The sequence below is a fragment of the Inquilinus sp. CA228 genome (genome assembly GCF_052078665.1).
Lineage (GTDB): Bacteria > Pseudomonadota > Alphaproteobacteria > DSM-16000 > Inquilinaceae > Inquilinus.
Map to the genome: position 1 here is coordinate 19,661 of NZ_JBQJIK010000059.1, position 11,062 is coordinate 30,722.

Annotated in this window: 11 protein-coding genes; 4 read left to right on the plus strand and 7 right to left on the minus strand. The window is 70.6% G+C overall.

Annotated elements, in window-relative coordinates; genetic code table 11:
• Positions 1 to 28: 28 nt before the first annotated feature.
• Genes ACTOWL_RS26085 through ACTOWL_RS26095 form a run of 3 tightly spaced genes read left to right on the plus strand, consistent with a single transcriptional unit; the run spans position 29 to position 1,907 of the window.
• Positions 29 to 889 carry a helix-turn-helix domain-containing protein gene (locus ACTOWL_RS26085; protein WP_441324209.1) on the plus strand — a complete coding sequence of 287 codons (861 nt, stop codon included), beginning with the start codon at positions 29 to 31 and terminating at the stop codon, positions 887 to 889.
• A gap of 23 nt (positions 890 to 912) precedes the next feature.
• The gene (locus ACTOWL_RS26090) at positions 913 to 1,611 is read left to right on the plus strand and encodes an AzlC family ABC transporter permease (RefSeq protein WP_441324210.1); all 699 of its coding nucleotides are present in this window, start codon (positions 913 to 915) and stop codon (positions 1,609 to 1,611) included.
• The gene (locus ACTOWL_RS26095) at positions 1,608 to 1,907 is read left to right on the plus strand and encodes an AzlD family protein (protein ID WP_441324211.1); all 300 of its coding nucleotides are present in this window, start codon (positions 1,608 to 1,610) and stop codon (positions 1,905 to 1,907) included. Before ACTOWL_RS26090 ends, ACTOWL_RS26095 begins: the two co-directional genes overlap by 4 nt.
• Positions 1,908 to 1,913: 6 nt before the next feature.
• Here the strand turns inward: ACTOWL_RS26095 and ACTOWL_RS26100 are convergent, their stop codons facing one another.
• The 7 genes from ACTOWL_RS26100 to ACTOWL_RS26130 form a co-directional block, all read right to left on the minus strand.
• Positions 1,914 to 2,357: a type II toxin-antitoxin system VapC family toxin gene (locus ACTOWL_RS26100; protein ID WP_441324212.1), complete on the minus strand. Its 444-nt coding sequence runs from the start codon at positions 2,355 to 2,357 to the stop codon at positions 1,914 to 1,916.
• 9 nt (positions 2,358 to 2,366) lie between these two features.
• Positions 2,367 to 2,612: a type II toxin-antitoxin system prevent-host-death family antitoxin gene (locus ACTOWL_RS26105; protein WP_441324213.1), complete on the minus strand. Its 246-nt coding sequence runs from the start codon at positions 2,610 to 2,612 to the stop codon at positions 2,367 to 2,369.
• A gap of 69 nt (positions 2,613 to 2,681) precedes the next feature.
• Positions 2,682 to 4,625, minus strand: coding sequence for an acetate--CoA ligase (gene acs, locus ACTOWL_RS26110; RefSeq protein WP_441324214.1), 1,944 nt, complete (start codon positions 4,623 to 4,625; stop codon positions 2,682 to 2,684).
• A 135-nt stretch (positions 4,626 to 4,760) separates the two neighbouring features.
• Positions 4,761 to 6,017, minus strand: a complete 1,257-nt coding sequence (locus tag ACTOWL_RS26115; protein WP_441324215.1) for an LVIVD repeat-containing protein — start codon at positions 6,015 to 6,017, stop codon at positions 4,761 to 4,763.
• A gap of 51 nt (positions 6,018 to 6,068) precedes the next feature.
• Entirely contained in the window at positions 6,069 to 7,178 is a 1,110-nt protein-coding gene (locus tag ACTOWL_RS26120; RefSeq protein ID WP_441324216.1) for a substrate-binding domain-containing protein, read from the minus strand.
• A 1-nt stretch (position 7,179) separates the two neighbouring features.
• The gene (locus ACTOWL_RS26125) at positions 7,180 to 8,283 is read right to left on the minus strand and encodes an ABC transporter permease (RefSeq protein WP_441324217.1); all 1,104 of its coding nucleotides are present in this window, start codon (positions 8,281 to 8,283) and stop codon (positions 7,180 to 7,182) included.
• Between the two features lie 221 nt (positions 8,284 to 8,504).
• A complete protein-coding gene (locus ACTOWL_RS26130) occupies positions 8,505 to 10,064 on the minus strand; it encodes a sugar ABC transporter ATP-binding protein (protein ID WP_441324218.1) in 1,560 nt (519 codons plus the stop codon).
• Positions 10,065 to 10,212: 148 nt separating this feature from the next.
• Here ACTOWL_RS26130 and ACTOWL_RS26135 point away from each other — a divergent pair, with 148 nt between their 5' ends.
• Positions 10,213 to 11,007 (plus strand): helix-turn-helix domain-containing protein, encoded by a 795-nt coding sequence (locus ACTOWL_RS26135; protein ID WP_441324219.1) that lies wholly within the window; start codon positions 10,213 to 10,215, stop codon positions 11,005 to 11,007.
• Positions 11,008 to 11,062 lie beyond the last annotated feature (55 nt).

An 11,062-nucleotide genomic window follows, 5' to 3' on the forward strand; every position in this document is an offset into this window, starting at 1 on the left:
GGCCGACCCCGGCCCTATGATCGGGCCGATGGACAGCATCACGCAGGAACAGGCGGTGGCGGCCGAGCCGCTCGCACAGGGCGAGCGGTCGCGGTTCTTCACGGCGTCGGGCTTCGACGGGCTGGAATGCCTGGAGGCGACGTTCCGCACCCATCGCTATGCCCTGCACATGCACGAGACCTACGCCATCGGTGGCATCTTCGCCGGCTGCGAGACCTTCCTCGCCCGCGGCGAGCAGCGCTATGGCGGCCCCGGCGACCTCGCTCTGGTCAACCCGGAGGATGCGCATGACGGCGAGCCCTATGGCGGCGGCTACCGCTACCGCATGACCTATCCCTCGGTCGCGCTGATGCGGCGCCTGGCGTCGGAGATCGCCGGCCGGCCGGTGACCGAGACCCCGTTCTTCCCCCAGCCGGCGGTGCACGACCCCGACACCGTGGCCCTGTTCGCCGAGGCCTTCGCGGCGCAGGCCCGGGGCGACGCCCTGGCGATGGACGAGCTGGTGCTGCGCGCCTATGGCCGCTGCCTGATCCGCCACGCCGCGTTCCGGCCGGCCGAGCCGGCGTCGGATTCGCGCCGCATCGCCCGGGTGACCCGGCTGATGCGCGACCGCTATGCCGAGGAGCTGTCGCTCGACGATTTCGCGGCCGAGGCCGGGCTGTCGCGCCACCACCTGATCCGGGCCTTCCGGCGCGAGCTGCGGATGACGCCGCACGCCTATCTGCTGAACCTGCGCGTCCAGGCTGCCCGGCGCCGGCTGCGGGCGGGCGAGGCGCCGGCCGAGGTCGCGGCCGCCACCGGCTTCTGCGACCAGGCCCATCTGACCCACGCCTTCAAGGCGCGGCTCGGCGTCGCCCCCGGCGCCTACCGGGCCGGCCTCAGCCTCTAACGACCCCAACTCCGGTTCCCCGCATGACCCGAGACCTCCGGCGCGATGCCCTGGACGGCATCCGCGACATCCTCCCGCCCGCCATCGCCGCGATCCCGATCGGCCTGCTGTGCGGCGCGCTCGGCGCCGCCAAGGGCCTGTCGCCGGCCGAGATGGCGCTGATGTGCGCCCTGGTCTTCGCCGGCGGCGCGCAGTTCGCCGCGATCGACCTGTGGTCCTGGCCGGTGCCGGTGGCGACGCTGGTGGTGTCGACCCTGCTGATCAACTCGCGCCACATCCTGATGAGCCTGTCGCTGGCCCGCCGCACCGGCCACTTCACCTGGGCCCAGCGCCTGCTCGGCTATGCGGTGCTGGCCGACGAGAACTGGGCGATGGCCGAGCGGCGGGCCGCGGGGCGGACGCTGACGCCGGCCTATTTCCTGGGGATGGGCGGCTTCTTCTATCTGAACTGGCTGGTCTGGGGGACACTCGGCGCCGTGATCGGCGCGGCGATCGGCGACCCGGCCCGGATCGGCGCCGACTTCGCCTTCACCGCCCTGTTCATCGGCCTGGTCGTCGGCTTCTGGCGCGGCCATCGCAGCACCTTCACCATCGCCGCCAGCCTGGTCACCGCCGCCCTGGTCTATCACCTGGCCGGCCCGCCCTGGCATGTCGCGGCCGGCGCCCTGGCCGGGATCGCCGCCGCCTGGCTGGCCGCCGAGCCGGAGGAGGTGCCGGCATGACCGTCGATCCGACCACGCTCGCCGCCATCCTGGGCATGGCGGTGGTGACCTACCTGACCCGGATCTCCGGCCTGTTCCTGGTCGGGCGGCTGCGGCTGCAGGGCCGGCTGAAGGCGGCGTTCGACGCGGCGCCGCCGGCGGTGCTGACCGCGGTGATCGCGCCGATGGTGCTGGCCACCGGCTGGCCCGAGACCGCGGCGGCGGTGGTCACTGCGCTCGCCGCCACCCGCCTGCCGCTGCTCGCCACCATCCTGGTCGGCGTGGCGGCGGTGGTGGCGCTGCGCGCCATCGTCTGACGGCCTTTAATCCCGCTGGTCGTTGGCGTTCGCCGCGCCGAGCCACGGGTCGACGATATCGACCCCCAGGTCGCGAAAATCCTTGGTGTTGCGCGTGGCCAGGGTGGCGCCATGCACCATCGCGGTCGCGGCCATCAGGGAATCCAGCGGGGCGAGCGTTCGGCCCCCGGCCGCTGCGAAGGCGCGAAGGCGTCCAGCCTCCTCCGCGACGATCATGTCGACAACCAGGATGCGATCCTCGAACCGCTTCTTCGTCGCGTCGATGAAGGCGAGCAGCTTTGACTTTCGGGTGGCGTCACTGACCCGCTCCAGGCCGTAGGCCAATTCATGGAACAGGATCGTGCTCATCCAGAGATCCGCCTCGCGTTTCAGGAACGCGACGACCTGGGGCGACGGGGCAGGCCTCGCCAGCTCCGACACGACATTGGTGTCGAGGATGTATTTCGTCACCGCCGAGGCTCACTCCGCATCGAACGGGTCGGCTCGGGACTCACCGCGGGGCGGCAATTCGATCTCGATCCCGGTCGGCGCATGCTCGACCAGCCAACGACCGAGATGCTGGCCCCGGGCCTGTGTCAGCGCCTTGAACGTCCTGGCGGAGATCACGACACAGGGATCCTGCGTTCCGATCACCTGCGGCTCGCCGGCCTTGGCGCGCCGCAGGATTTCGGACAATTGGGCCTTGGCGTCCTGGACAGTCCACATGGCGACCTCCATCGCAATATGGACCAGTCTAGACTAGATCGCTTTCCCGATCCAGCGAGGAGGAGTCCGCTACTCCCGGTTCATCCTGTTGTCCACCAGGTCGGTCACCACCGCGGGATCGGCCAGGGTCGAGGTGTCGCCCAGCGCCTCGTGCTCATTGGCGGCGATCTTGCGCAGGATACGGCGCATGATCTTGCCGGACCGGGTCTTCGGCAGCCCCGGCGCCCACTGGATCAGGTCCGGCGTGGCGATCGGGCCGATCTGCTTGCGCACCCACTGCGCCAGCTCCTTCCGCAGCTCCTCGGTCGGCTGCTCGCCGGCGATCAGGGTGACATAGGCGTAGATGCCCTGGCCCTTGATGTCGTGCGGATAGCCGACCACCGCGGCCTCGGCCACCTTCGGGTGGGCGACCAGCGCGCTCTCGACCTCGGCCGTGCCCATGCGGTGGCCGGAGACGTTCAGCACGTCGTCGACCCGGCCGGTGATCCAGTAGTAGCCGTCCTCGTCGCGGCGGCAGCCATCGCCGGTGAAGTACAGGCCCTTGAAGGTGGCGAAATAGGTCTGGATGAAGCGCTCATGATCGCCGAACACCGTGCGCATCTGGCCGGGCCAGCTGTCGGCGATGCACAGATTGCCCTCGCCCGCGCCCTCCAGCGGCTTGCCGTCGCCGTCGACGATCAGCGGCTTGACCCCGAAGAAGGGCAGGGTGGCGGAGCCGGGTTTCTGGGCGATGGCGCCGGGCAGCGGCGTGATCAGGATGCCGCCGGTCTCGGTCTGCCACCAGGTGTCGACGATCGGGCAACGGCCGTCGCCGACCACGCGGTGGTACCACAGCCAGGCCTCGGGGTTGATCGGCTCGCCGACCGAGCCGAGCAGGCGCAGCGAGGCGCGGCTGGTCTTTTTCACCGGCCCCTCGCCGTCGCGCATCAGGGCGCGGATCGCGGTCGGCGCGGTGTAGAAGATGTTGACCTTGTGCTTGTCGACCACCTGCCAGAAGCGCGAGGTGTCCGGATAGTTCGGCACGCCCTCGAACATCAGCGTGGTGGCGCCGTTCGCCAGCGGCCCGTACAGGATGTAGCTGTGCCCGGTGACCCAGCCGACATCGGCGGTGCACCAGTAGATGTCCCCGTCATGGTAGTCGAACACGTATTGGTGGGTCATCGCGGCGTAGACCAGATAGCCGCCGGTGGTGTGCAATACCCCCTTCGGCTTGCCGGTCGACCCCGAGGTGTAGAGGATGAACAGCGGGTCCTCGGCCGCCATCTCCTCCGGCGGGCAGTCGGCGGAGACCGTCGCCGCCGCCTCGTGCAGCCAGAGGTCGCGGCCCTCGGTCCAGCCGATCTTGCCGCCGGTGCGGCGCACGACGATGCAGCTGGTGACCTCCGGGCAGCTCTTCAGCGCCTCGTCGGCATTGGCCTTCAGCGCCACGCTGCGGCCGCCGCGCAGCCCCTCATCGGCGGTGATCAGGATGGTCGAGCCGCAGTCGAGGATGCGGTCCTTCAGGCTGTCGGGCGAGAAGCCGCCGAACACCACGGAATGGATGGCGCCGATGCGGGCGCAGGCCAGCAGGGCATAGGCCGCCTCCGGGATCATCGGCAGGTAGATGGTGACCCGGTCGCCCTTCTTGACGCCGCGCGCCTTCAGCACATTGGCCAGGCGGCTGACCTGCTCGTGCAGCTCGCGATAGCTGATGTGGCGGCTGTCCTTGGGGTCGTCGCCCTCCCAGATGATCGCGGTCTGGTCGGCACGCTTGGCCAGATGCCGGTCGATGCAGTTATAGGCGGCGTTCAGCGTGCCGTCCTCGAACCAGCGGATCCGGACATCGCCGGTGTAGCTGGTGTTCTTGACCTTGGTGAACGGCCGGATCCAGTCGACCCGCTGGCCGTGCTCGGCCCAGAAGCCGTCCGGATCCTGGACGGAGCGCTCGTACATCGCCCTGTACTTGGCCTCGTCCACCCAGGCGCGCTTGGCCCAGTCGTCGGACACGGGAAAAAGGCTGGTGTCGCTGCTCATGGGGTCTCCCCGATCGATCTTTTCTCTCCGCGCCGGCCGGGTGGGCGCACCCCGGCCGGACAATCCCGCATTCATAGCAAGAGGAGCGCGCCCATGGCCACGGCTTGATCGGGAGAGACGCAGCGAGGCGGCCGCTTAACCGGTGTATTCCATGATCGACAGGCCGCCATTGTAGTCGTTGGCATAGACCAGCCCCTGGGCGTCGACGAAGATGTCGCAGGACTGGATCACCCGGGCCCGGTTCGGCCGGTGGTCGACCAGCCGGGTCGGCGTGGCCGGCACCAGGGCCGCGGTCTCGACCGGGCGGAACGGGTCGCGGATGTCGTGCACCCGGATCCCGGCATTCTGCCAGGTCGAGAAGATCAGCTCCGAGCTGACGAAGCTGCCGGGCCGGTTCTCATGCACGTTGTGCGGTCCGAAATGCCCGCCCTTGGCGGCGTAGTCGGCCTCGTCCGGCTGCGGGAAGGTCGAGATGCTGACCGGGTTCGCCGGCTCGCGGATGTCGAACAGCCAGATGTGCTTGACCCCGTCCTCCTGGTGGTCGAGCACCGCCTCGTCCAGCACCACCAGCAGGTCGCGGTCGGGCAGCGGCAGGCAGTTGTGGGTGCCGCCGCCGAAGGGCGGGCTCCAGTTGCGGTGCACGATCAGCTTCGGGTCGGCGCGGTCGGCCACGTCGATCGTCACCAGCCCGGCGTCGCGCCAGGCGCCATAGGCGGTGTCGCCATGGATGATCGGGTGGTGCAGGCCGTAGCGGCGCTGCGCCGGCCAGTCCGGCTTTTCTCCCGCCGCCAGGTTCATGCCGGGCAACCAGTAGCGGCCGGCGGCGCGCGGCCTGGTCGGGTCGCTCATGTCGACGGTCATGAAGATGTAGTCGGTGAAGCCGTCGAGCAGGGCCGAGACATAGGCCCAGCGGCCGCCGGTGTACCAGATTCGGTGGATGCCGCCGCCGTCGACCGGCATGAAGCCGATCTGCCGCGGCTCCGCCGGCTTGGAGATGTCGTAGACGGCCATCCCGGCGGTCCAGTTCCGCTCGGCCGGACCGGCGGTGGCCGCGGTGCCGACCTTCTCGCCCAGGGCGCCCTTGTAATAGGCACGCTCGTCCTGGAACTCCGCCGCCGCGAACATGTCCTTGGCGTTGATCACCAGCAGCAGGTCGTCATGGGTCTGCAGGTGGATGTTCCAGGTGCCGGGCGGCGCCGGCACATAGGCCACCGCCTTCGGGTCGCGCGGGTCGCGCACGTCGATGACGCTGAACCCCTTGGAGAACATGTGCCCGGTATAGGCATGGCCGCGATGGATCATCAGCTGCACGCCGTCCGGGCGGCCGCCCTGGTCGCTGTGGCCGATCAGCGTCAAATTCCGGGCATGGTCGGGGGTGGGGAGGTCGCTCATTGGCTCTGCCCTGGTTGCGGAGGGAAGGGGCCGCGGGCGCGGCCCCGGGGATCAGTTCACGCCCCAGATCTTCTTGTAGGCGTCGCGGTAGCCGTTCTCGGGGTCGTAGACATTGTCCGGCCCGCCATCGAACTTGATGTTGGCCGGGGTGAACAGATGCGCCGGCGCGACGTAGCCGCTGGGCTTCTCGCCGGCGAAGGCGCGGTTCAGTTCGTCGACCAGCTGCCAGCCATGCAGGCGCAGCGGCTCGGCCACGGTGCCGACCTGGTACTGGTTGGCGCGGATGCGCTGGAACGCGACCTCGCTGCCGTCGCCGGCCGAGACGTTGTGCGGCACCCCGTCGCCGCCGATGCCGGCCGAGGCCAGCGACGGCGCCATGAAGTCGAAATAGAGGTCATTGATGCCCAGCGCATAAGTCCACTGGTCGCCGAAGCGCTGCAGCAGCGCCGTGGTCAGCGGCCCCATCCGGGTGCCGGTGTCGCTCAGCGGCGTGTCCTCGACCGCCAGCAGCTTGCAGCCGGGGCAGCCGCGGATCACCTCGGCCATCGCGTCCGACTTGGCGATGGCGATGCGGTAGACCGAGTCGGTGAAGATGACGACGCCGGCCTTGCCGTCGGACTCGGCGATGGCGTAGGAGGCGGCGGCCCGCGCCACCTCCAGCGGGTCGGTGGTGATGCTGGTGAACACCGGCAGCGTGTCGCTCGGCCCCGGCTTGGCGAAGGAATGCCAGCCGACCACGACGATCTTCTGCTTCGCCGCGTCCTCGATCGTGGCCGCCTGCTCGGCGGCGTCGATCGCGCCCAGCACGATGGCGTCGGGCTGCAGCGCGATCGCCTGGTTCATCGCGGCGGAGCGGCCGGAGACGGTGGCCTGGCCGTCGATCACGCGAAAGTCCCAGCCGGCCAGCTTCGCCGCCTCGGCCATGCCCTCGCCGACGCCGCGGGCGCCGCCGTTGCGCTGGTCGGTCGAGACATAGACCACGGTCTTGCCGGGCTGCAGCTTCGGCCCGGTCGTCGGCCCGTCCCAGGGCGGGTTGGGCTTGGTCACCCTCTCCAGCACCGCCTTGGCCGCGGCCACGGCGTCCTGCGCCGCCGCCGGAAGAGGGGCCGCCATCAGGGCCGCGAGCAGAAGTGCCGATGCGAGTGCCGAACGCCGTATCATCTCAGATCCTCCCTGGTTCGCTTGGTTGTCCGGCTGCCGTCGCGGCGCCGGTTGTGGTGGTCGCGTCGGTGCCCTCGGGCCGCCGGCGGCGGGCCAGGCCACGCTTGCGCTGGGCATAGCCGGCCAAGCCGATCGCCAGCAGCAGGGTCAGGCCGTTGAACAGCGGCTCGACATAGAAGGCGCCGCCCAGCTGCTGGATGCCGGAGATGCCGACGGCCAGGATGGCGACGCCGATCAGCGTGCCCCAGACATTGACCCGGCCGGGCTTGATCGTGGTCGAGCCGAGGAAGGCGCCGACCAGCGCCGGCAGCAGGAACTCCAGCCCGACGCTGGCCTGGCCGATCCTGAGCTTCGCCGCCAGCACCACGCCGGCGAGGGCGCCGAGCAGGCCGGAGGCGACGAAGGCGCCGATGACGTAGCGCCGGGTCGGGATGCCGTTCAGCTCCGCCGCCCGCGGATTGGCGCCGATGGCGTAGAGGCAGCGGCCGACCGGCAGGAACTCCGCCGCGATCCACAGCATCAGCCCGATCGCCAGGACATAGAAGGCGGCGATCGGGATACCGAAGACCTGCAGGGTGTACAGCGCCAGGAAGCCGTTCGGCAGCACGCCGATGACCTGGCGGCCTTCGGTGTACCAGAGGGCGATGGCGTACAGCACGGTGCCGGTGCCGAGCGTGGCGATGAAGCTGTCGATCCGCGCGATCTCGACCAGCAGGCCGTTGACGAGGCCGAGGGCGCAGCCGAGCAGCAGGACGATCACCACCGCGACGCCCCAGTCGAGGCCGAGCTGGGTCTGCAGCGCGATCGCCACGATGTGCCACAGCACGATGCCGTAGCCGACGGTCAGGTCGATCCGCCCCGCCATCATCGGGATCATCGCGGCCAGGGACAGCAGCGCGATCACCGATTTGTCGCCCAGGATCGAGCGCAGATTCAGCATGGTCGGGAAGGTGCGCGGCAGCAGCAGCGAGAAGACCAGGATCAGGACGACGGTCAGGATCGGCAGGCCGTAGACCGGCAGCAGCCGGGCGACCCGCTGTGCCGGGTTGAGCGCGGCAAGCTCCAGCCGCGTCGGCTCCAGGGCGTTCGACTTGATCGACTGCATGCGGATCAGCCCTTCCTGTCAGGTCTGTGGAGAAATGGCAGAGTCGACATGCTGGAGCGCGTTGCCTCTCCCGCCTGGCGGGAGAGGTCGGGCGTCCGCAGGACGACCGGGTGAGGGTTGGCCCGGGCCTCGACAAAGGGCCCTCACCCGGAGCCGCTTCGCGTCTCCGACCTCTCCCGCAAGCGGGAGAGGCAACGCGCCAATGTCATTCAGAGACTGCCTCACTGCACCGTTCCCCGGGCATCGGGCGCCAGCGAGACGGCGTGGACCAGGCGTTCGACCGACAGCCCGTCCTCGTCGATCTCGGCGACGATCCGGCCGTCGCGGAACACCACGGCGCGGTGGCAGATCTGGGCGACCTCCTCGACATCGGTCGAGACCAGCACCACGGCCAGGCCACGCTGGACCGCGTCGGCCAGCAGGCGGTAGATCTCGGCCTTGGCGCCGACATCGACCCCGGCGGTCGGGTCCTCCAGCACCAGCACACGGCCGCCGATGCGCAGCCAGCGCGCCAGCACCACCTTCTGCTGGTTGCCGCCGGACAGGGTCTCGACCGGTGCGGACGGATCGTTCGGCCGCAGCCCGACCCGGCCGCCCAGCAGCGCCGTCTCGGCCGCCTCGTCGGCGGCGCCGCGCCAAGCCAGCAGGCCGCGGCCGCAGGCGGCGGGGTTGAGGAACATGTTCTCGCGCACGCTCAGGCCCGCGGCCACCGAATCGGCGTTGCGGTCGGCGGCGACGAAGCCGATGCCGGCGCCGATCGCCCGCGGCGGCGAGGCCAGGTCACAGGGCGCGTCGTCCAGGCGGATGGTGCCGGCCGCCAGCGGCAGCAGGCCGAACAGGGCGCGGCCGACCAGTTCCTGTCCGGCGCCGCGCAGCCCGACCAGGCCGACGATCTCGCCCCCTTGCACAGCCAGGTCGACCGGCCCGACATCGCCGATCACGAAGCCGTCCAGCCGTAGCACGGCGTCGCCGCCGCGGCGCGGCGGGCGCACGAACAGCGATTCCGGCGGCCGGCCGATGATCAGGCGGACCAGCGCCTCCGGCTCGGTCGCCGCGGTTTCCTGCACCGCCACCAGCCGGCCGTCGCGCAGCACCGCCAGCCGGTCGGCGATGGCATAGACCTCGTCCAGCCGGTGCGAGACGTAGATCATCGACACGCCGCGCGCCTTCAGCCCGCGCAGCACCCGGAACAGCCCCTCGACCTCCTCCTGCGGCAGGCTCGCCGTCGGCTCGTCCAGCACCAGGATGTCGGGGCGGGCGCCGAGCGCCCGGGCGATCGCCACCAGCGACTTCTCGGTCCGGGTCAGGGTCTGCACCCGCCGGCCGGGGTCGATGCCCTCGGCCACCAGGGCCAGCGAGGCGCGGGCCGTGGCCTCGACCCGCCGCCAGTCGATCAGGCCCAGCCGCCGCGGGAAGCCCTGGGCGAAGGCGATGTTCTCCGCCACCGTCATCCAGTCGATCAGGCCGAGATCCTGGTGGATGAAGGCGATCCGGCCGCGGCCGGCCCGCGCTTCGGTAGAATGCGGGTCGTAGGCCGTGCCGTTCAGCCGGATCTCGCCGGAATCGGGGGCGTGCACGCCGGCCAGCATCTTGATCAGGGTGGATTTGCCGGCGCCGTTCTGGCCCAGCAGCGCCAGGATCTCGCCCGGGTGCAGCGCCAGGTCCAGCCCGTCGACCGCCAGCGTGCCGCCGAAGCGCTTGGCCAGGCCGCGGAACTCCAGCACCGGCGCCGCCGACGCGGCAGGCGGGCTCGGCTCGGCCGGCGCCGATCGCAGCTCCATGGGCTTCCTCCTGCACCCCCACCTCGGCTCGGGCCGGGCGGATCGTTGAAGGAAGTGTGTCAGAAAGAAAGGATGAGCGTCTTCCGGAAATCGCCCATAATCTTACGCGAAGGGGCCAATCGAGCGCCCCGGCCATCGGGAGGCGCCCATGTCGCCATTCGTCACCACTTCGACCTGCCCCGAGCATGCCGAGCTGTCGCGCTGCGGCCGGCTGGCCGAATCTTCCCTGGGCGACTTCAAGCACAAGGTGGTGCATGTCCGCGCCGGCCGGCTGGAGCTGGAGGGGCCGCGCGGCGTCTGGGCGATCCTGCCGACCCACATGGTGTTCATCCCGGCCGGGCGGCCCTACGAGATCCGCACCGATGACGGGACGGAAGTGGCGGTGGTCCATCTCGACGCGCCGATGACGCCCTGGCACCACGACGGCTGCTGGGCCGCCGGCACCAGCCCGCTGGCGCGCGAGATGGTCGACTACGCCCTGCGCTGGCCGCGCGACCGCGACCGCGACGACCCCGTCGCCGGATCCTTCTTCCGCACCTTCGGCCTGCTCTGCGCCGACTGGTTCAGCCGCCACCGCATCCTGTGGCTGCCGACCGGCCAGTCGCCCGGCATCCGGGCGGCGATCCGCCACGTCATCGCCAATGTCGACGACGGCTCGCTGGAAGGGGCGGCCAGCGCGGCCAAGCTGTCGCCGCGAACGTTGCGCCGGCACTTCCGCGAGGACACCGGCATGACCTGGCGCCAGTTCGTGCGCGAGGCGCGGATGATGCAGGCGATGGAGATGCTGGCCTCGGGCCGGCACCGGATCAGCGACGTCGCCATGGCGGTCGGCTTCAGCAGCTTCGGCGCCTTCACCCAGGCCTTCAGCGCCTGCGTCGGCCGCACCCCGAGCGACTTCGCCCGCAGCCAGCGCGCCAGGCCCACCGCCGCCGTATCTGCCTGACCCGTAGCCCCGGCGCGCGGGGCACGCGGCGCATTGCTGCTGCGACGACAGGCGG